Source organism: Joostella sp. CR20, from assembly GCF_038433465.1.
In the GTDB taxonomy this organism is placed as follows: Bacteria; Bacteroidota; Bacteroidia; order Flavobacteriales; family Flavobacteriaceae; genus Galbibacter.
Genome location: NZ_JAESVF010000002.1, coordinates 231,597 through 254,284, shown reverse-complemented (window position 1 = coordinate 254,284; position 22,688 = coordinate 231,597). Strand labels below are relative to the sequence as shown.

At 34.8% G+C, this 22,688-nt stretch carries 17 protein-coding genes; 14 read left to right on the top strand and 3 right to left on the bottom strand.

Translation table 11 applies throughout. The annotated features are described in order from the left end of the window. The first annotated feature begins 5 nt into the window (after positions 1–5). From JMA43_RS05250 to JMA43_RS05230, 5 genes are read left to right on the top strand one after another with little or no spacing between them, the layout of a single operon-like run. Complete coding sequence (locus JMA43_RS05250; protein ID WP_342155330.1) at positions 6–932, top strand: 1-phosphofructokinase family hexose kinase; 927 nt, start codon at positions 6–8, stop codon at positions 930–932. Beyond that, complete coding sequence (locus JMA43_RS05245; protein WP_342155329.1) at positions 922–1,866, top strand: carbohydrate kinase family protein; 945 nt, start codon at positions 922–924, stop codon at positions 1,864–1,866. Before JMA43_RS05250 ends, JMA43_RS05245 begins: the two co-directional genes overlap by 11 nt. Before the next feature lie 4 nt (positions 1,867–1,870). Continuing rightward, positions 1,871–2,689, top strand: coding sequence for a class II fructose-bisphosphate aldolase (locus tag JMA43_RS05240; RefSeq protein ID WP_342155328.1), 819 nt, complete (start codon positions 1,871–1,873; stop codon positions 2,687–2,689). Positions 2,690–2,693: 4 nt separating this feature from the next. Then, the gene (locus JMA43_RS05235) at positions 2,694–3,680 is read left to right on the top strand and encodes an amidohydrolase family protein (protein WP_342155327.1); all 987 of its coding nucleotides are present in this window, start codon (positions 2,694–2,696) and stop codon (positions 3,678–3,680) included. 45 nt (positions 3,681–3,725) lie between these two features. Beyond that, on the top strand, positions 3,726–3,944 hold the full coding sequence (locus tag JMA43_RS05230; RefSeq protein ID WP_342155326.1) for a PLDc N-terminal domain-containing protein: 219 nt from the start codon (positions 3,726–3,728) through the stop codon (positions 3,942–3,944). Between the two features lie 94 nt (positions 3,945–4,038). Here JMA43_RS05230 and JMA43_RS05225 read toward each other — a convergent pair whose 3' ends face one another. Beyond that, positions 4,039–5,847 (bottom strand): glycoside hydrolase family 15 protein, encoded by a 1,809-nt coding sequence (locus tag JMA43_RS05225; protein ID WP_342155325.1) that lies wholly within the window; start codon positions 5,845–5,847, stop codon positions 4,039–4,041. A 228-nt stretch (positions 5,848–6,075) separates the two neighbouring features. Here JMA43_RS05225 and JMA43_RS05220 point away from each other — a divergent pair, with 228 nt between their 5' ends. The 4 genes from JMA43_RS05220 (at position 6,076) to JMA43_RS05205 (ending at position 12,505) form a co-directional block, all read left to right on the top strand. Beyond that, a complete protein-coding gene (locus JMA43_RS05220; RefSeq protein WP_342155324.1) occupies positions 6,076–8,283 on the top strand; it encodes a bifunctional alpha,alpha-trehalose-phosphate synthase (UDP-forming)/trehalose-phosphatase in 2,208 nt (735 codons plus the stop codon). A 19-nt stretch (positions 8,284–8,302) separates the two neighbouring features. Then, positions 8,303–9,643, top strand: coding sequence for a M28 family metallopeptidase (locus JMA43_RS05215; RefSeq protein WP_342155323.1), 1,341 nt, complete (start codon positions 8,303–8,305; stop codon positions 9,641–9,643). 52 nt (positions 9,644–9,695) lie between these two features. Further along, positions 9,696–10,529: a dienelactone hydrolase family protein gene (locus tag JMA43_RS05210; protein WP_342155322.1), complete on the top strand. Its 834-nt coding sequence runs from the start codon at positions 9,696–9,698 to the stop codon at positions 10,527–10,529. Positions 10,530–10,858: 329 nt separating this feature from the next. Then, positions 10,859–12,505, top strand: coding sequence for a M1 family metallopeptidase (locus JMA43_RS05205; protein WP_342155321.1), 1,647 nt, complete (start codon positions 10,859–10,861; stop codon positions 12,503–12,505). A 284-nt stretch (positions 12,506–12,789) separates the two neighbouring features. Here JMA43_RS05205 and JMA43_RS05200 read toward each other — a convergent pair whose 3' ends face one another. Next, positions 12,790–13,812 carry an App1 family protein gene (locus JMA43_RS05200; RefSeq protein WP_342155320.1) on the bottom strand — a complete coding sequence of 341 codons (1,023 nt, stop codon included), beginning with the start codon at positions 13,810–13,812 and terminating at the stop codon, positions 12,790–12,792. An 86-nt stretch (positions 13,813–13,898) separates the two neighbouring features. On the opposite strand from JMA43_RS05200, the gene JMA43_RS05195 reads away from it, so the two are divergent. Further along, entirely contained in the window at positions 13,899–14,771 is an 873-nt protein-coding gene (locus JMA43_RS05195; protein WP_342155319.1) for a diacylglycerol/lipid kinase family protein, read from the top strand. A 93-nt stretch (positions 14,772–14,864) separates the two neighbouring features. Next, a complete protein-coding gene (locus tag JMA43_RS05190; RefSeq protein WP_342155318.1) occupies positions 14,865–15,587 on the top strand; it encodes a DUF2490 domain-containing protein in 723 nt (240 codons plus the stop codon). Between the two features lie 241 nt (positions 15,588–15,828). Here the strand turns inward: JMA43_RS05190 and JMA43_RS05185 are convergent, their stop codons facing one another. Then, positions 15,829–20,439, bottom strand: a complete 4,611-nt coding sequence (locus JMA43_RS05185; protein ID WP_342155317.1) for a S8 family serine peptidase — start codon at positions 20,437–20,439, stop codon at positions 15,829–15,831. A gap of 305 nt (positions 20,440–20,744) precedes the next feature. Here JMA43_RS05185 and JMA43_RS05180 point away from each other — a divergent pair, with 305 nt between their 5' ends. The 3 genes from JMA43_RS05180 (at position 20,745) to JMA43_RS05170 (ending at position 22,673) form a co-directional block, all read left to right on the top strand. Continuing rightward, entirely contained in the window at positions 20,745–21,347 is a 603-nt protein-coding gene (locus JMA43_RS05180; protein ID WP_342155316.1) for a YceI family protein, read from the top strand. Positions 21,348–21,353: 6 nt separating this feature from the next. Continuing rightward, a complete protein-coding gene (locus tag JMA43_RS05175) occupies positions 21,354–21,932 on the top strand; it encodes a superoxide dismutase family protein (protein ID WP_342155315.1) in 579 nt (192 codons plus the stop codon). Between the two features lie 168 nt (positions 21,933–22,100). Then, the gene (locus tag JMA43_RS05170; protein ID WP_342155314.1) at positions 22,101–22,673 is read left to right on the top strand and encodes a pentapeptide repeat-containing protein; all 573 of its coding nucleotides are present in this window, start codon (positions 22,101–22,103) and stop codon (positions 22,671–22,673) included. Positions 22,674–22,688 lie beyond the last annotated feature (15 nt).

The window sequence follows — 22,688 nt, the reverse complement described above, 5'->3', positions numbered from 1 at the left end:
ATGCTATGATTTTAAGTGTTTGTCCAAATCCGTCTATCGACACTTATGCATGGATAGATGCTATAGAAGCAAAAAAAGCTAACAGAATCACTGCACTTAAAGAGTTTCCTGGCGGAAAAGCCACACACATTGCTTTTGCTTTGAATGAATTACACCATCCAACCACATTGTTTGCTAACTGGGCAGGCAATTCCGGACAGTGGATTAAGCAATCCTGTGCAGATAAAAATATTAATACTGACGGTATTGAAGTTGTTGGACAAAACAGAAAATGCTACACTTTTAGAAGTAAAAATGAAGCTTTTAACAATACCGAACTGTTAGAACCTGGTCCAACTTTTACAGAGCAAGATTGGAAGAATTTCAGTTTAAAATTTCAAGATTCAATTACAAAATATTCATTAGTTTGCATTTCTGGTTCATGGCCGAAAGGAGCTCCAAACGATGCGTATGCACAGCTTATTACTATTTGTAATCATCAGCAAAAAAAAGTAATCATCGATTGTTCTGGTGAGCAATTAAAGCACGCGCTTCAAGGGTCATTTTTCGGTTTACATATAAACGAAGACGAATTGAAATCGGTTTACGATAATTCAGATATTTCAACAATTGTAAAAAACCTCAGCAAAAAAATAAAACTAATAGCCATAACGAAAGGAAAAGAAGGATTATGGTTATATTACCAAGGGAAATTAATACATGCCAACGTTAGCATTTCAAAAGTTATAAGTACCGTAGGAAGTGGCGACTGTTTAACAGCTGGTATTGCTTATGCAGTTGATAAAAATTTAAAAATTGAAGAAATTGCAAGCTATGGTGTTGCTTGTGGTGCAGCAAATTGTTTGAATGATGATTTAGGAATGCTTAAAATTGAAGACGTTAACCAATTACTTCCAAAAGTTACACTTAAAGAATTAGATTATGCCTCATAAAGAATTAATAGTTGTAGGAGAACTTAATGTTGATTTGATATTAAACAATATCGAGGGTTTCCCTGAAATTGGTACTGAAATTATTGCCAACAACATGAATCTCTCTCTCGGAAGTTCTTCAGCAATTATGGCTGCAAATGCTTCCGCAATGGGGATAAAAACTTCTTTTTGTGGTGTTATTGGAAATGATTCTTACGGAGATTTTATCACAACAGAATTACAAAATAAAAACGTTGCTACCGACTTTCTTATAAAAAACAACAACTTACCATCGGGTATTACAATTGTAATGAATTACGATCAAGATCGTGCAAATGTAACATATTGTGGTGCTATGGAAACGCTTACGTATGATTCCATTCCGTGGAAAGAAATATCTGAGTTTAAACACTTCCATCTTTCTAATTTTTTTATTCAGAAAGGAATCCGAAGAGATATTGTAAAAATCTTCAAGAAAGCAAAAGAATGTGGCTTAACAACTTCGCTTGATTTACAGTGGGATCCAGAAAACAAATGGAACTTTGATTATAAAGAATGTTTACAATATGTAGATGTTTTTATGCCGAATGAACAAGAATTATTGGCGTTGACTGGCAAAAAGAACTTAGACGAAGCAACGGAACACATCGAAACTTACACCAACATTTTGGTTGTAAAAATGGGAGAAAAAGGAAGTTTTGCCATTCAAAACAATGAAAAAATTACAGCCACTGCATTTCATAACCCTGCATATGTAGACTCCATTGGTGCCGGTGATTCCTTTAACAGTGGATTCATAAAAAAATTCATCGAAAAAGCTCCGCTTGCTGAGTGCTTACGCGTTGGTAATTTAATGGGTGCTTTAAACACTACCGCAGCTGGCGGAACTACCGCATTTACCGATCAAAATACGATTAAAGAAAAAATAAAATCAATATTTAATTCTGAATTATAACAACATGCTATTAAAAGAAAAACTAGCCATATTCACCCAACAAAAAAGAGGATTACTCGCCACAAATTTCTATAACCTAGAAACTCTACATGGGGTTTTACAAGCAGCATCTGATTTAAAGGAGCCTATTATTTTACAGCTCACCAAAAGCTCTATTGATTACATGGGCTTGGACTCCGCAGTAAAATTAGGTCGAGCTGGATTGGAACAATTTGGCGTTGAAGGTTGGATTCATTTAGATCATGGAGGGTCGGTAGAACTCGTACAACAATGCCTCGATGCAGGCTTCGATTCAGTAATGATTGATGGTAGCGAACTCCCTTTTGAAGAAAATATAAAAATAACTCAAGAAGTTGTAAAACGTGCCGAGGCATACAATGCACATGTAGAAGCCGAATTAGGTTACGTAGCAAAATTAGGGCAATCACACGGAAAGCAAGGGTTTACGCAACCCAATGAAGCCAAAGAATTTGTGGATGCAACTGGCGTCGATGCTCTAGCTGTCGCCATTGGAACAGCACATGGTTTTTACAAAGAAGAACCTAATTTGGATATCGAACTTTTGAAGAATATTAAAGAAGTTACCAATGCGACTTTAGTGCTTCACGGAAGTTCTGGAGTGCCTCATAGTCAAGTTCAAGAAGCTATTAGTAACGGGATTTGTAAAGTTAATTTGGCAACGGAAATTAAAAATATCTTTATGAAAACACTTCAGAAAGAATTAACCAATAATGAAGAAATTGATTTAAGAAAAGTTTTTCCGAAGGCAACAAACCAAGTTACCGAATTGGTAAAAACTAAATTAGAAATGATTAAAAACTAACACCATGCTAAAACCATTCATTGATGCCCATGTGCATTTAAACACACGTTCAGAAGCAAAAATGAAATTAGCTAAAAAGTACAGCGCTTCATTTTTATCTATCAATACCGATATTCCTTTCTTTGATTCTTTGGAAGAACAACAGCAGGTAATTCACGATTTAGAAGAAAAGTTCCCGAACACCAGTAAATTCATCACAAGTTTTGATACGCAATATTGGAATACCGAAAAGTGGCTTCCGCATGCGTTAAATCAAATTCAAACAGGTATTTCCAATGGCGCCGTTGGTGTTAAAATATGGAAAAATATAGGAATGGATCCTTCAGTTAAAGACAAAGAAGGAAACTTTGTTATGTTGGACGATGAACGTTTTGATCCTATTTATCAATATTTAGTTGATAATGATATTTTATTAATTGGGCATCAAGGAGAACCCAAAAATTGTTGGCTTCCACTAGAAGAAATGACTGTAGATTCAGACAGAAATTACTTTGCTGCACATCCAGAATACCACATGTATTTATTACCAGCATATCCTTCTTATGAAAAACAAATGGAAGCTCGTGATAACGTTTTGAAAAAATTCCCAAAACTGAAATACGTAGGACTGCATTTATTCAGTATGGAATGGAGTATCGACGAAGTTGCTAAACGTTTGGACAGCTATCCAAATACCGACACAGACCTAGCCGAGCGCATTTGTCATGTGCAATTGCAAGCCAAAGATGATTGGGAAAAAGTAAGAAACTTTTTTATTAAGTATCAAGATCGAATTATCTACGGAACCGATGTTATAGACGATGGAAGTATGAATGACGACGAACTTACAGAACGCTTTGAAACGCTTTGGAAAAATCATTGGGACTTTTTTGCAACAGACAAAACCTTAACAGCTCCAGAATTTAAAGGAAGTTTTAAAGGGTTGCAGTTACCTGAGAGCGTTCTGCAAAAAATATTTAGAGACAATGCCATTAAAACATATGGTTTTTAAATGCTAAAAAATTGTATATTTAGTAGAATTCCAAAACTGTAAACTATGATTGCATCAAATACAATTGGCCCATGGCAAATCATACTAACACTTGTTTTTTTAGCTTTAGCTTTTCTGCCTACACTTATTGCATTAATCGATATCTTAAAAAATGAATTTTCAGGAAATAATAAAATAGTTTGGCTTCTTGTAGTATTGCTATTAAATTTTTTCGGTGCTATCCTGTATTTTATAATTGGACGTGAGCAAAAATTAAAAAAATAACACTAAAAAACTGCCTAAAAAGATTAGTTTTTCGTCAAACTGAGTTTATTTCAGAGTGATGGTTTTAAATACTTTTCAGGCAGTTTCCTTATTTTTAATCTTGTTTTACACTTTGAATTAATTGATCTTCATCCGATTTATAATTCGATAAATTTATAGCAGTTTCTATTAATGCTAAATGCGAATATGCCTGCGGAAAATTCCCTAGCAAACGCTTCGTTTTAAAATCGATATCCTCGCTAAACAATCCTAAATGATTACTGTATGACAAGAGTTGATCGAACAACTTAACTGCTTTATCGTGCTCTCCAATTTTATTTAAAGCATTGATAAACCAAAACGTACAAATGGTAAAAGATGATGACGGTAAACCAAAATCATCTTGATTTTTATATCGATACAACAAACCGTCGTTGCTTAACTCTTTTTCTATTGCTTTTACGGTACTCACATAGCGCTCATCTTTGGCATCTATAAACCCGTAAGGCTCCATCAATAAAACAGAGGCATCCATATCATTAGATCCGTAAAATTGCGTAAATGCTTGCACTTCATCATTCCATGCGTGTTTATGGATATCATTTTTAATTTCTTGTTCTAAAGCGCTCCACTTCTCTATTTTTCGGGTTTTGTTAAGCATTTTGGCTACTCGCAAAGCTCTATCTACAGCCACCCAACACAATACTTTCGAAAAGGTAAAATGTTTTTCTTCAGTTCTAAATTCCCAAATTCCTTTATCGGTTTCTTTCCAGTGTTTGTTAACCACCCAAACAATTCCTTTGGTGATCGTCCATAAATCTTCGCTATTCTCGATTTGCGTGCTAAACTTCATGAATTGCTCATAAATTACATCCATCAAAATTCCGTAGATATCATTTTGACGTTGTTCATAAGCTGCATTCCCAATTCGTACAGGCTTCGACCCTTTGTAACCACTCAAATGGTCGAGGGTTTCTTCAGTAAGTTTTTTCTCCTTGTTAATTCCGTACATAATTTGCAGCTTTTCATCTTTATCAGGAATTAAATCGATAATAAACTGAAGAAAGCGCTTTGCCATATTTTTATGCCCTAATTCCGACACCACTTTTATCACCATTGAGGCATCTCGAATCCAACAGAAGCGATAATCCCAATTACGCACTTCCCCAATAGTTTCTGGTAAGGAAGTAGTTGCTGCCGCCAACACCGCCCCAGATTTGTCGTATGTTAGCATTTTCAAGGTAAGGGCGCTACGCAATATTTCGTTATTGTATTTCTTGTAGCTTGGTGTTCGTTCCGACCAATTCAACCAATACACTTTAGTTCTAGACAGTTCTAAAAAGGCTTTACTTACTGTTGGGGTTAAAATTTTCTCATTGTAACCAACTAAAAAATAACCATCTTCAGTAATTGCAATTTCTTCACCAGAAACCACTTTATTCTTATCAAAACTAGTGTATAAAAAGAGCGTGTCGAACTTTTCTTTATCGGTTAAACTTACAATAAAATCGTCTTTAACATAGGTGTTTGTCACTCCCAAAGCGTACTCCAATTTCGGATTGTAATCTACTTTAAAACTAGGTTTCCCGCTGATGTATTCAACATATCGAATAACATCTGGTGGCGAATTGTAACTTCCGTCTTCTTCGTAATAACGTGGCATAAAATCCCAAACTGAAAAAGCATCTTTTCCGTTAGAAAACTGTGTTACAAGTACACTTGTGTTTTTATAATATTGCTGAGAAATGGTGTAAGAATCATCTACGTTAAAACCGAAGTTCCCTCCTATTTCTTCGTCTAAAATTTTAGCGAATACAGAAGAAGAATCAAACTCGGGCAAACAACACCAATCAAGAGAGCCTGTTTTTGAAATTAATGCTGCGCTTCTACAATTTCCTATAATTCCGTATTCTAAATTATTCATTAATTATGTTTTTTATAACGTTTAGCTACTAATAATTCCTTAAATTAACGAAAATCTTATTTGTTAACCAATTATCTAATTATAAATGAAAGTGAAAATTTAAAGTCATTTTTATTATCTCAAAACTCTTACAGTTTTAATGTCGTTTTATTAAAATCTGACTTCATTTTTTCTCAAATTAAAAAATTACAATCAACTTAAAAGAAAAAGAAAACTTCAACCAAAATTATGAGCAAAACAATTATTGTTTCTAATCGACTTCCACTTCAAATAAAATTAAACGAAAATAACCTAGAAATTACTCCAAGCGTTGGCGGTTTGGCTACCGGAATGAAATCGGTACACAAAGACAAAGGCGGGTTATGGATTGGTTGGTCTGGACTTACCGAAGAAGAACTCAATCCGCAACTCGAAAAAGAAGTTGCAAAAGCTGTTGCTACGGAAAATTGTGCTTCGGTTACTTTATCTCAAAACGATATCGACAATTATTATTTTGGTTTTAGCAACCGTACGCTCTGGCCGTTGTTCCATTATTTTATGGAATATACTGAATTTGAAAAAGACTTCTGGGAATCATACAAAACCGTAAATCAAAAGTTTGCAGATATTGTACTTGAAAATATTGAAGATGGCGATAAAGTTTGGGTACACGATTACCAACTATTATTACTACCACAACTGATTAAAGAGAAAAAACCTGATGTTTCCATTGGTTTCTTTTTACATATTCCGTTTCCGTCGTATGAAATTTTTAGAACTTTTCCTTGGCGTGAAGAGTTACTTACAGGAATGCTTGGTGCCGATTTAATTGGATTTCACACCTATGATTACGAACGTCATTTTTTAAGTTCGATTAAAAGAATTTTACGCCTCGATGTGAAGTTTAACGAAATTATTTATCATGACCGACTTGTAAAAGTTGATTCATTTCCGATGGGAATTGATTATAAAAAGTTTCATGAGGCAGCAAAAAACCACATGCAACTAAGTGTTAAAGACAGGTCGGAACTTCAAAAAAGGTTAGACGACCACATGCAAACTTCCGAAGACACCAAACTAATTCTCTCGATAGACCGCTTAGATTATACCAAAGGAATTCCAAATCGGATTCGTGCTTTTGAATATTTTCTGAACAAATATCCAGAATTTAAAGAGAAAGTGCGTCTTATTATGTTATCGGTTCCGTCGCGATCAAACGTACCGCAATATCAATTATTAAAAAAAGAAACCGATGAGCTGGTAGGTCGTATTAATGGTCAGTTTGCAACGGTTAGTTGGACGCCTATTTGGTATTTTTATCGCTCCATGCCTTTTGATAATTTAATCGATTTATATACTTCTTCCGATGTTGCACTGATTACCCCTGTGCGAGACGGAATGAATTTGGTTGCCAAAGAATATATTGCCACACGTACCAATAAAGATGGGGTTTTAATTTTAAGTGAAATGGCGGGAGCTTCCAAAGAAATGAACGAAGCTTTGATGATAAATCCGAATAATTTTGAACAAATTGCCGATGCCATCAAACAAGCACTCGAAATGCCCGTTGAAGAGCAAATTTCAAGAAATACCATTCTTCAGAAAAGATTAGAGCGTTACAGTGTTGAAAAATGGGCACAAGAATTTATTAAATCGTTGGAGGCAACAGAGAAATTGGGACAAGTTATTGTTTCTGAAAAACTCAACAACACACGTACTTCAGAAATGATTGAAGCTTATAAAAACGCTAAAAACAAGCTTATTTTACTCGATTACGATGGTACTTTGGCAGCTTTTCAAGACAACCCACAAAACGCAAGTCCAGATAAAGCTTTACTCGAATTACTCGACAAAATAAACGATATGCCAAATACCGATATGGTGATTATAAGCGGACGCGACAAAGAGACTTTCGAAAAATGGTTTGGAAACAAAAACTATTCGTTGATTACCGACCACGGTGTTTGGTTGAGAAAACGCAACAAAGAATGGGAAGCGCTCGAACGTGTTAAAAACGATTGGATGGAAAACATCCGCCCTATTTTAGAAACTTTTGTTGACCGCACCCCTGGAACCTTTATCGAAGAGAAAAAGTATTCGTTGGCATGGCACTACAGAAAAGCCGATCCAGAGTTGGCGCAGATTAGAACCATCGAATTGAATACCGTTTTAACGAGCTTAATTTCGAACAACGACCTTTCAGTTTTAAAAGGTAATAAAGTTATCGAAATTAAAAGTAGTAGCGTAAACAAAGGACGTGCAGCATCCAGACTTCTTTCAGCAAAAGAATACGATTTTATTTTTACTATTGGTGACGATTGGACCGACGAATATATGTTTGAAGAAGTACCCGAAGGTTCGTACACCGTAAAAGTTGGCTTCAAAAAAACCAAAGCCAAATATTATGTAAAAGACACTACCGAAGTTCGAAATATTTTAACCAAATTTACTAACTAACAAACAGCAATTTTAACCCATGAAAAAACTTTTCCTCTTAACTACATTAATTTTTATCAATTTTATTTCAGCGCAAACAGATGCAAGAATTTACGATATTATCGATGCTATTTCTTCGGAAAGAATTCAGACGGATGTTACTAAACTCGTAAGTTTTGGTACACGTCATACTTTAAGTGACACCCTTTCTGAAACTCGCGGTATTGGTGCTTCCAGAAGATGGATTAAAAGCGAATTTGAAAAAATAAGCTCCGATTGTCAAAATTGCTTGGAGGTATTTTATCAAAACAACTTAGTTAAAAAAGGAGAAAACAGTCGTATTACAAAAGATGTTTGGGTAAACAATGTAGTTGCCATTCAAAGAGGCACAAAATATCCAAATCGTTTTATTATAATGAGTGGCGATATTGATTCTCGGGTTTCTGATGCAAATAATTATACATCAGACGCTCCTGGAGCTAACGACAATGCCAGCGGAATGGCAGGAACTATGGAGGCCGCTCGTGTACTCTCTAATTATTCCTTTGAAAGTAGTATCATTTATGTAGGACTTTCTGGTGAAGAACAAGGACTTTTTGGCGGAAAAGGTTTAGCTAAATACGCCAAAGAAAAAGGCTGGGATATCATCGGGATTTTTAACAACGACATGATTGGAAACATAAAAGGTGTTGATGGGATTATTAGCAATACCGATTTCAGAATTTTTTCTGAACCTACTCCACCGACAGAAACCGAACGCGAACGAGCAATGCGTAGATTTTACGGTGGTGAAGTTGACGGAATTTCAAGACAATTGGCACGCTATGTGCATAAAAATGTACAAACTTATATGCCAGAAATGAACCCTATAATGGTGTATCGACTCGATCGTTTTGGTCGTGGCGGTCATCACCGTCCGTTTAACGATGAAGGTTTTGCAGGAATTAGAATTATGGAAGCTCATGAAAACTACACCCAACAACATCAAGATATTAGAACCGAAAATGGTATTGCCTACGGCGATGTTTTAGCGCATGTAAATTTTGAATACGCTAAAAAATTAACTGCCGTAAACGCTATCAATCTCGCAAGTTTGGCTTGGGCGCCCCCTGCGCCTAAAAAAGTAGCTATTGGCGGAATTGTTGAAGCTTCAGCAAAATTAGAATGGGAAAATGTTCCTGGAGCTAAAGGATATAAAATATATTGGAGAGACACCACTTCGCCGACTTGGGATCATTCAAGATATATTGAAAACACTACTTCTTTTACACTTGAAGGAATTGTTATCGACAACTTTTTCTTCGGAGTTTCTTCCGTAGGAGAAAACGGTCACGAAAGTGTAGTTACCTTTCCAAATAGCATTATTCAAAGCGATCATTAATACGAGTTCTTTCATTTAAAAAATTCAACAGAAACCTAAATTCAACTATAAAATGAAACAAATCCTCACCCTTGTAACTGCCATTGCGCTTTTGTCGAGTTGCAAAAGCGAACCAAAAAAAGAAATAACAAAAGACGCCACTGCGGAAGCTGTATCTGAAATTAGCAATCAATTATCCGAATCGCAAAGACATCACGAATGGGTAGATTTGGAGCGTGAAAACGGAACATTTAAAGCTTTTGTAGTGTATCCAGAAAGCAATGTAGCTACCGATGCCGTTATTGTTATCCATGAAAATAGAGGACTCAATGATTGGGCACGTTCATTTGCCGACAAACTTGCCGAAAAAGGCTATTTGGTTATTGCGCCAGATTTAATTTCTAACACGGTTGAAGGTATTGAAAAAACCACCGATTTTGAAAACACCGACAAAGCTCGAGAAGCCATTTATGCACTCGATCCTGCACAAGTAACTAAAGATTTACAAACTACGTACGAATACATCAAAAAAGACCCTGCTGGAACTGGAAAAATTTCTGTTGTTGGTTTTTGTTGGGGTGGTTCGCAAAGTTTTCGATATGCTACCAATAATTTAGAGACCGAAAAAGCTTTTGTTTTCTACGGAACTGCGCCAGAAGATAAAACTGTACTCGAAAGTATTAAAGCGCCTGTTTATGGTTTCTACGGCGGAAATGACAACCGTGTAAATGCAACCATTCCTGCAACAGAAGAAGCAATGAAACAATACAACAAAGTGTACGAGCCTGTAATTTATGCGGATGCTGGTCATGCTTTCATGAGAAGTGGCGCAGAAAAAGATGCAGAAGCAGGTAATAAAAAAGCTCACGATGAGGCTTGGGAGCGTTTATTGAAATTACTTAAATAGGTTTATTTGTTTAAAATCAGTTGTTTTTTATTAAAACATTATATAATTGTCTGCAATCTATCATAATACACTGTTACCTCGAGCGGAGTCGAGAGGTCATTTGACTTAACATACTTTAATTAGGGTCTCGACTACGCCTGTCTGCCAGCAAAGGCAGGCTCGACCTGACATTTTAATCTTGACATGATATTACGGATTTTCAAAAAACACTTAAATAATAACTAGATTTTCTATCAATCAAAGTCAAAAGCTTCTTTAGTTTTAACGTAAACTAGCAACCAAAAAATACATAAATTAACTAGTTTTGCCTTTCATCAGTTATAAATACCATGAAGAAAACCTTACTATTGGCAATGTTTTGCCTTTCTGCAGTTGCAAGTGCTCAAAATTCTGGACTTTTTAATAACGAAGAACAATTTACTAGACAAGATACTTTAAGAGGAAGTATTACGCCCGAAAGAGCGTGGTGGGATTTAAATTACTACCACCTAGATATTGCTGTGGAGCCTTCTAAAAAATACATTTCAGGAAAAAATACCATCCGTTACAAAGTACTTTCATCAAATCAAACGCTTCAGGTAGACTTACAACCACCTTTGAAAATTGAAAAAGTTACGCAAAACGATAAAGAGCTTACTTTTACTTCTGAAGGAAATGCACATTTTATTCAACTAAAAGAAACACAAAATAAAGGTGATTTTAACGAAGTTGTTGTGTACTATTCTGGACACCCAAAAGAAGCGGTTAGAGCTCCTTGGGATGGAGGATTTTCTTGGAAAAAAGACGAAAACGGAAACGACTTTGTCGCTACTTCTTGTCAAGGATTGGGTGCAAGTGTTTGGTGGCCAAACAAAGACCATATGTACGACGAAGTGGATAGCATGAAAATAAGTGTTACCGTACCTAAAAATCTAATGGATGTTTCTAACGGGCGACTCATAGGTGTTGATGAACACGAAGATACAAAGACTTTTCATTGGTTTGTAAGCAACCCAATTAACAACTATGGGGTGAATGTAAACATTGGAGATTACGTAAATTTTTCAGAAAAATATAAAGGAGAGAAAGGTCCTTTAGACATGGATTATTACGTGCTAAGTTACAATCTTGAAAAAGCAAAACAACAATTTACACAGGCGCCAAAAATGATGGAAGCTTTTGAACATTGGTTTGGTCCGTATCCGTTTTATGAAGATAGCTTTAAGCTTGTAGAAGTTCCGTATTTGGGTATGGAGCATCAAAGTTCGGTAACTTATGGAAACAAATATAAAAATGGATATTTAGGTAGAGATTTATCGCAATCGGGATGGGGATTGAAGTTTGATTTTATCATCATTCACGAAAGCGGACACGAATGGTTTGCTAATAACATCACCAATATTGACATTGCCGATATGTGGATTCATGAAAGTTTTACTGCATATTCAGAAAACTTATATCTCGATTATTACTACGGAAAAGAAGCTTCTGCGGAATATGTTATCGGTACGCGAAAAGCCATTCAAAACGACAAGCCTATTATCGGTCCTTATAATGTAAATAAAGAAGGTTCTGGAGACATGTATTACAAAGGTGCAAACATGCTTCATACCTTACGCCAATTGGTAGAAGACGACGAAAAGTGGCGTTCTATACTTCGTGGTTTAGGAGAAGAATTTTACCACCAAACAGTAAGTACTCAACAAATTGAAAACTACCTTTCTAAACAATCAGGTATCGACTTAACTGCGTTTTTTAATCAATACCTGAGAACGGTTAAAATTCCGACCTTGGAATATACAATCAACAAAAACACTGTAAAGTATAGATATACAAATATTGTTGATGATTTTGATATGCCTGTGCAAGTGCTTATTGATGGAAATGAACAGTGGATTTACCCAACAAAATCTTGGAAAGAATTTACTAGTAAAGCTCCTATTAAAATGTTTGAAGTTGATAAAGACTTTTACATTTTAAGTAAGCTTGTTAAGTAACTTCAGTTCGATATAAATATCAGTAAAGAGGTATTTTTTAACTTATTTACATATTAACTACTTAATAGTTCTTTCATTTTTGTCTTGACACAAAAACGAAACAAAAAAGTCAAGACTGATTAAAAAAGTATGAGAAAATCTACGGAAACACCAACCACAGATAAAAAGAACTCGCTATGCTCAAACAGCTTTTTATCTATCAGCACACACTGCTTCCTTGATTTTCAATACTTTTTAAATAGGTCAATTTGATACACATTCATTATGCGTATAGCAAACTCACATTATGTAAGTAATCCTATTTTTTTTGAATGTTCTATAGCTTTAGAACTGTGTTCAAAATAGCAAGTCGGAATTGCAAATGCTTCAATTTCTTGAAGGTTAGCAAGCGTCTTGCTATTTTTTTTGGATTTTGTTTGTCTGATATAAACTGCCACAACACTTTTAGGGAAATACTTTACAATTTTAGCGTATAAAAATGGGTCTTTCTGCGAATCGTCGCCCATTAAAACAAACTGCATTTGCGGGTAAAACTCTAGAATATCTTTTATTTTATTAAACTTATGGTTGTGGTTTCCTCTACCAGAAAACAAAAAATCGGTTAGGCCTTGCTTTATTTTTTTCAGTTTAAAAACAGCTTTCGGAAGTTTGTGCAATTCGGTAAAATTCAAAATAAAACTGTACAAATTCCACTCACTACTCGACACGTAAAAAAAAGTATTCGCTTCCATTTTATCTTCCCTCCCAGCCTTGCTCAACAAACTGTAGTGATGCGCAACATCAGCATAAATTTTTCTTTTGTTTACATTTTTTGTCAATAAAACATAAAGTTTCAGTAGCAAATTATTGGTGTGCGATATTAAAAAAGTATCATCGATATCTGAGATTACTCCAATTTTCCCTGGATAGGGTTTTAAAAATTCGCTTTGCTCTGTGCGTACAAAACTATTGTATGACGCTTCAACCGTATACGAATGCCATCCTGGCTCAATATTTTCAACAGGAATACAAACTCTAAAATAACCATCGCTTACGGTACGAGTTGTTATTTCTTCTCCTTGAAACTTAACTTTTACACGCGCATTGGCAAGCGTTTTTATGGTAAACATTTCGTACACCCCCCTGGCGTGTTTCAAGGCTTTTTTGTCTGTAAATAAATAATCTGGAGCAACCGATTTAAAAACATGACCGAATAAAATAATCTGTTTTTCGTTGGCGTATCCTCGATAAAGCGAAATATCAAAATCCATAGTATTATTTACAGTTTCTTTAAGATTGAAGTTACATATTTTGCGTAAATTAGTCAAAGGCATGAACGTTTTATTCTGAAACAAATCGCTCCCTACTACACAACAAAGATTTAAAAGATTTATTAGTTGAAATGTTTTACTAAATGAATGAAAAGCAACAAATTTTACTGGTAGTCAATCCTATTTCTGGAGATATTGATAAAAAAACTGTAATTAAAAAAGTAGAAGCTTCGGTTGAAAAAGCCGACCGAAATCTCATTGTTTACCAAACAACAGGAAAAGACGACATTCGAGCTATTCGGAAAATTATTTCAGAAAAAAAGCTTAAAAAAATATTGATTGCTGGCGGAGACGGAACTGTAAAACTTTGTGTTGAAGCCGTTTTAGGTAATACTATTCCACTCGGAATTTTACCTGTTGGAAGTGCAAACGGAATGGCGGTTGATTTAGATATTCCAAACAGTTTAGAACAAGCTATTGAAATTTCATTACAGAAAAAATCGCATCCCATTGATGTGATAAATATTAACAATGAAATTTCGATACACATTAGCGACATGGGGTTGAATGCGGCTTTGGTTAAGAATTACAGCAATGGTTCTATTCGCGGAAAACTTGGGTATGCACTACAAACCATTCCAACATTGATTGATTTTAAAAATTCTTTTCATTTTAAAATTATTGCCAACGGAACAATTAAAGAAGGAAATGCCATGATGATTGGGATTGCAAATGCAAGAAAATATGGTAGCGGTGCTGTTATAAATCCTGATGGGAAATTGAATGACGGCAAGTTTGAAATCATCATTTTTAAATCATTACAATTGAGTCATGTTATAGAAACGGTACTGAATAAAATTCCGTTAGAAAAAGAATTTGCAGAGATTATTTCAACAGAAAAAGCAACAATCACAACCACACAAAACATTCCGTTTCAAGTAGATGGAGAGTATGTTTCTGAAACAAAAACGTTAGATGTGTTTACCGAAACTAATAAAGTTCATTTTATCTATTAGAATTGCTTCTTTAAAAAACATAAACTGTAAAGTGGTTTACACGTACAATATTTAGTAAATTTACCGCTATCACTTAAACGAATCCATTTTAAAATGACGTTTTTCAGCAAAGTTTCAAGTAATCAATACGTTTTAATTTTAGCCTTTTTACTTAGTTTTTCTACTCAAATAAACGCTCAAGACCGCGGAAGAGACAAGTTGGGAAGTTGGTTTGCCATTAATGGAACAAATTTAATTACCAACAAAATTAGCTTACATACAGAAGCACAGTTTCGATATTATGAATTTGCTCATAATTTTAATCAAATGTTGTTGCGAACTGCTGTTAATTATCATTTTTCTCCAAAAGCAATGGTTTCGTTTGGGTATGGATATATTGACACCTCTTCATACAGCAAAGATGATGACCAAGTAAAATCATCAGAAAACAGAATTTACGAGCAATTTATTTTGAGAAATACCCTTGGAAAGTTTGATTTTATACACCGTTACAGATTTGAACAACGTTGGGTAAACACCTTGGGAAGCACCGAAATGTTAAACAGATTTCGATATAATTTACAAATAAGCTACCCTATTGCCGAGCGATGGCATTTGGTGGTGGCCGACGAAATTATGATAAATTTTGAGCCCGATTTATTCAATCAAAATAGATTGTTTGGTGGGGTTCGATACAAAGTAAACAACGATTTACTTTTGCAAGTTGGATACTTAAAAAACACCTTTAGCGATATAGCTTTCGACAGGGTTTCGATGACCGCTATTTTTAAAACCGATTTTATACGGCAAGCACTAAAAAATAAAACTGCTAAATAATTATTTATATGATTGTCCGCAATCTGACATAATACAACACTGTCACCACGAGCCTGCCTTTGTCGGCAGACAGGCGCATTCGAGAGAATATTTGGCTTAACAGCTTTAGATAAGGTCTCGACTACGCTCGACCTGACATTTTAATCTTGGTATGACACATTACGGATATTCATATTTATTTTAACTAATAAAAAATGCCCGACATACATCGGGCATTTTAAGTTTTGGCTTTAGGTTATGGTTATTTATTAAGCTTAATGAATTTACGAATGAAGATTTCTTTGCCAACTTTAAACTTCACGATATAAATTCCATATTTAATTTGCGATACATTTATGCTTTCTACATGCGCCCCTTCAGATGATTTTCTGAAAGTTCCAGAAGCTACCTCGGCACCATAAACTGAATATACTGAATAGGTAACATCTCCAACAAATGGCCCATCAACTTTGGCTTTAAATTTTCCGTAGTTAATTGGAACTGGATAGATAAATACTGAATTTTCTTTGTCAAATGGATTTAAAACTTCTGGTTCTTCTTCCGAAGGAATTGCTACCGTTAGCTCTTCAAATTCTGGTGTATCTAAATGCTGATTGTATTTTGCTTCTAGATTTTTGTTAGACAAATCGTATTGTAAGGTTACCCCTAATTCTGAAGCGTCTTCATCTAAATCGGCTTTATCGATTACCAGACTATCAATATTAGCATCTTCGATAAACTGAAGAACTTTACGCTCTCCATCTGTATTATACTGCGCTATTTCATAACCTTTAATTGGATACACATGTGGATTTAAACCATACCAACCTAAATCAGCTTTTCCTGCAATATCAAAACTTGCATAAACATTTAAATCTACAAGACTAATACCTATTTCACTATCTAATACATTATGAAAACGTAATAAATCTATCGATAAGAAAGACCCTTTTTTAGAAGCTCTTGTATTATGTCTGAAAGCGATATATACTTCTTTATTTTTTAGTTGAACTGCTTCCAAATCAACAACTTTTTCAACCGTATAATTTACATGCGGAATTTCTTCGTCAAGTTCACTCAACGCTTCTGTTGCCACTAAAACCCCATTACTCAAAAAGTCGTTAATTGTTGGCGCATCTGGATTTGAAGCTAAATTTTTATCCAATAAATATACTTCGTATTCATCTTCTGGATAATCTACTCCCATCGACGCCATAAAAGAGAAATATTTAAACTTGGCTTTGTTGGCATTTTTAAGGTAAAACCAATTATCGATGTCTTCGTGAACCATTGTTTCTTCATCGATAGATTCAGAAACCATTGAATAAGTTCCATTAACAGCCAAAATAGGTGTTACATTATGCACGCGCCAATTAAGTTTTGATTGCCCTTCAAATTGAGCGATTTCAATTAAATTTTCTGTATTTGCATCAAAAGTCATCGTCTCCATATAATACAACTCTGGGTTGTTCCACTGTAGAGTATATGAATTAGATTTTTTATCTTCTTTCTTCTGGTCTGCAAATACCAAACTATTAATTGGTTGGAATTGATCTTTAATTGTATGAATTACTAAAGTATCCGTTTGGTTAAATGCTTTTCCTTGTGTAGCTACATCTATGGTATTTGCCATGTAATGATACACTCCTGGTTCTTTATAAATTCTACGCTCTGCATAGGTGTTTTCAGCAATAATATCAACCGAAGCATCATTCTCTGTATAGAAATCTGTTTTATACATTAACCCATCGTCGGCGCGAGGTCTAGTTTGCTGCGGATAACTAATCATCGTATTTGCAGAAACTCCGAAGTAATTATTTTTAAACCCAGTAATCTTCTGGATTTCAGTTCGCTCAACACTACTATGCGATCCATATAGAAGCCATCTCCCTCCGATATAGTCTAACATATGATTAAAAATATATTCCACTCTTGGAGGTTTTACCAAAATATTTGCTTTGATTCCAGAACTGTATTTACCATTTACGGTAACATTAATCCCTACTTCTCCTCTATCTTCAGTTACTCTAATTTTAGGTCTTTGGGTATTTTTGTCGGTCTCTTTTACAAATTCATATCCCATACCAGTAACCTTCCATTCATAAGAGAAAGCATCTAATTCTTCTGGAGCTACCTCCACATAATTAGCATTGTAAACTAAAGGCACGTAAGTATTAAAGGTAGAAGTTGTTACTTCTTCTTCAATAACATACTCGCCAACCAAATCGTTATGATAATAATATTCCACCTCAACAATTAGAGCTTCAGAGTCTTTAAACGCGATGGTAAAATCGTCTACCACTACGATATTGTCTAATGCATTTTGAAGTTCGAACTTTACAAAAGGAATATCGGTATGTGTATAACTCGCTTGATACAATGTCCATTTCCCGTCTGTGGTTTCGGTTGCCTGTAGTGTAATTGTTTCTTTGTCTTTGTCATTAACAGCATTTCTCACAACTACTGTAAATGATTCTGGTAACAAAACATCTTTTGTACCCGATTGCAACCAGTAATTTAACGTGTAGGTTTCGGCTTCTTTTAAAACAAAAGGAACTGTTTGAATACCACTTTCTAAAGATGCTAAATAAATAGCCAATCCTTTAAAACTACCTGCTCCTCTCGAAGTACGCGTGTAGAATGCATCTCCAACTCCATTCCAACCAAAGCTTAATTGACTTGATAATTTTGCTCCTTGGTTAAAATATTGCGTATTTAAGCCATCAAAACTTTGTGTGTAAATATCTTCTGGCGTAAGCACACTTTCAACATAATACAAATAACGACCAACATACTCGTTGTTGCGCTCTTCTTTATCTTCTGAATGTGAAATTTCTACCTCAAGTTTGTACTCTTCCGAAGCAAGCACAGGACTTCCGTCTTTCTTTGCAAATTTCAAAAAGAACTCTTCTTTTTCTGAAGGAATAAAATCAATTCGTTTTGTATTCTGAAATACAACGGCTCCGTTTTGATTTATCAACTTATACGTTACAGCAACTTTTTCTAGTGCTTCACTTCCTTCAAGATTTAAAAACACCCCAGGATTGTTAAACGAACGGTTGTTGTTTTTTCGCTCAACACTTTTAATCCCTACATCTGTTTTTTCTTTTCCTTTTAGTCCGCTATACACCAAACTAAAGTTTTGACCTCCGTAGTAAAGTTCGCCTTTATGCGAAACTACAACCTTGTAACGTCCGTTCTTTTTTGGAGTATCTATAACTATTTGCTCTACGTTATCGATATCATTATTCCCTTTTGTAGCAGGTAAATTTGGTTTTTCAAAATCTAAAACCCATGGTAAATACTCATTGTTTTCTTCGTCGTAAATTTTGATATCCAAATCGTTTACCAACATTTTGGTACGATCGTTAAGTTTTGGTACCTCTGCATAAGCTCCAGGAACATCTGTCCAAGCCATTGTTAACTTTAAAGGCTCGTTTCCAGAAGCTTGTACATAAAAAGTTTTTGTACCACCATTATTTAAAGTTGTTTCTTCAATAAGAGTTTGCTTTCTATTAGTTTCAACAGCTTTTACAGCCTTGTATGTATCTACAACTCCCCAACCAAAATGGTAATCTGGACCAATATTTCCAGCTTCGTTTGCAGTATTGATAATAAGCGCTTTAATAGTAGACGCTTTTAGAGTTTTTCTAAGCTCTTTTTTTGCACTTTCTTGAATAAGTGCTATACTTCCTGTTACCATTGGCGTTGCCATGGAAGTTCCGTTTAAAGCTTTGTAATCATCTAAATGTTGAGTCGACATAATCGATTCTCCAGGCGCTACCACATCTGGTTTAATCCGACCATCATCGGTAGGTCCTTTCGAACTAAAAGCAGTTACTTTGTAAGTGTCGGCAGCTGCTCCATAGCTATTTTTTGCAATGGCTCCAACGGTTAAAATGTTTTTACCTATGTTTCCGTAAGGAATACAATCGTAACCATCGCCACATGGAGAAACTCTTTCTTTTGTAGAAATTACAAGTTCTGTTCCGTTCCAAACATAGTGCTCGGTTCCAGCTGGTAAACCTGCTTGTGTACCTTCGTTTCCTGCTGCCCAAACTGGTAAATAATCTGGGTAATTATACACAATTGCATCACGAAGTGCATCAGTTTCACTATAATATCCGAAGTGATAATCTTCATTGTCCTCATCGTACCCTAAAAAGTAAGGTTTTCCTAAACCAACATCAGCAACACCAGCGATATATCCGTAGGAATGATTAGAAACCAATAAATTGTTTTTTTCAACTTCTTCAATCATTTCCAAGGCATCATTATCCCAATAATACGTAGTTAGTTTAGCATCTGGAGCCATACCTTCTACATTTTCGATAAAACCAAGCGTTTTACTTATTTTACCATCTCCGATAATTGTACCTGCAACGTGTGTAGCGTGTTGCGAATATCCTGCTTCAGGATCATTTGGAATTAATCTATCTTTAATATCGTAGTGCAGGGTTTGTGTACCTCCATCCCATTCTCCAATGAGCATGTTTTTTCCGGTATAAGCTACTTTTTCACCCCCCGACTTTACTTTATCAACACCAATTGTTTTGGCGCCTCCAAAGTTATAAGTACGGTAATACGTAGGCGCACCATTTGGTTCTACCCCTTTAAAATAAATTGAAGTTCCATCATTTAAAGTATCGGCTTCAACAATTTGTACAGCTTTACCATTTTTAAGTTTTGTACTTCGTGTAGCGTACGGCAGTGCATAACGCTTTAAGATTTCTAGGCTTTGCGCCCGCTCCACTTGTTGCTCATGGAGCTCTGCTTTAATAGCATTGATGTTTTCCCATTTACCCGGTTTTTGTTGTGCAGAAGCAAAAAACACAGTAAGTAAACAGAAGCATAGAAAGTAATTTTTTTTCATGCTTTTGAGTTAATTGGTTAGTAATTGTTTAGACTTATGTCGCAAAAATAATCAGTTAATCGACATTTTAAAACAGTTTACCGAATTATTTCTTAAAAAATGTTAAAAAAACAAGTGCTCTTATCAGAAACCAAACATTCTGTAAGTGTATTCATCAGAAAGTCAGAAGAAAAAGAAACAAATAAAACACTTACGTAGAACCATTCAACAATTTTGATACGTGAAAACTTCGTTAATTACAGCCGAATATTTTGGAGTTGACTGATATCTTCTTAATTTAGATTTAACTTAAAAAATAAATTCACATGAAAAAGATAGCTTTCACATTCGTAGCTTTAACATTAATATTTACAGTTAGTTGTAAGAAAAAAGAAGAAAAAACTACACAAGAAGAAATTACAACTGAAGTAAAAAAAGAAGAGAAAGTTGAAACTTCATTACGCCATGCTTTAGAGTTTACAGCGTTTAAAACTCCTAAAAAGGTAGGTGTTAAAGGTACTTTTGATAAAATTGACCTTACAAACACTGCTACAGGTAATATTACTGAAACACTTACAGGTGCGAAGTTTTCTGTTGCTACGGAAAGTGTAAACACTGGAGATCCTACAAGAGACATCAAACTAAAAGAGTTTTATTTTAAATTATTGGCAGAACCAACAATTACAGGGACTTTTAAAAGTTTTAATGACGGAAAAGCTACCATCGCCATTAAAATGAATGGTGTTGAAAAAGATATTCCGTTTGAATATACTGCTACAGAAAATGAAATTTTACTATCGGGAGGAATTGATATGATCGCTGATTTTTCAGCAAATAAAGCCTTTGATTCTATTCACGAGGCTTGTAAAATTCTACATGAAGACAAAACATGGACAGATGTTAGTCTGAACATAACCATTGGAAAATAATAGCCTATGAAAGTTCAAAAAAACATATGTAACTTAATAGCTATCGCATGCGTACTAACGGCTGTAAGTTGTAAAAAAGAAAATAATAAATCGACCACAACAACGGAAGAAACTCCGAAAGTAACAGCTCCAGAAAAAAAGGTAAAAGTTTCTATGGAGGCAAAAAGTAACTCTACAGTTAGCGGAAATGTTGTTTTTACTGAAAAAGAAGGAGTTGTAAGTATGACTGCTGTTTTTGACGGACTAAACCCAGGAACACACGCTATACATTTACACGAAAAAGGAGATTGTTCTGCTGCTGATGGCACTTCGTCTGGCGGACATTGGAATCCAACTTTTTCAAAACATGGAAAATGGGGAGATCCAGATGGGTACCATAAAGGAGATATCGGGAATTTTACTGCCGATGAAAACGGAAACGGAACCATTACTTTTAAAACCAATGAATGGTGTATTGGTTGTGGCGATGATAAAAAAGATATTCTAGGGAAAGGTGTAATTGTACACCAAGGAACCGACGATTTTACTTCTCAACCTAGTGGTGATGCTGGTGCTCGCGTTAGTTGTGGAGGGATTATAGAGTAATTTAAAATTTAAAAGAGGCTGTCTTAAGAGTTTAATTTTTGTCAAACTGAGCTTGACTCAGTTTCTCATCAACAATAAAATATATTTGATGGGATTCTGAATTAAATTCAGAATGACGGATTAAAATGCTTTTAAGACAGTTTCTTTTTTTTTCATATTAGTACAAACATGAACGATACCTTTTTTGACGATAAAGAATTTACAGGAATTAATTTTACTGAAGAAAAATTTCAGAAAGGAGAATACGACAATTGCACATTCATAAAATGTAACTTTAAAGAAACTGACTTAACCGCTGTAAATTTTATTGAATGTACTTTTGTTGATTGTGATTTAAGTATGGCTACCGTCGGTGACGCATCGTTCAAAAATGTGGAGTTCGATTCGTGTAAACTACTTGGAGTACAGTTTGACAAATGCAACTCATTTTTACTAAGTATTTCATTTAAAAAATCAATTTTAAATTTTGCTTCCTTTTATCAGTTAAAATTATCGCAAGTAACATTTTACGATTGCAGTTTAGAACAAACCGATTTTACCGAATGTAAAGCTCAAAAATTATCTTTTGAAATGTGTAGTTTGAAAGCTGCTATTTTTGAAAATACCAATTTACAGGAAGCCAACTTTAGAACCGCAAAAAACTTCAGTATAAACCCTACAAGAAACAATCTTAAAAATGCAAAGTTTACCACAGAAGGCGCTTTACAATTGTTAGATATGTTTCAGATTTCTATTGGTTAAATAAAAAACTGCCTG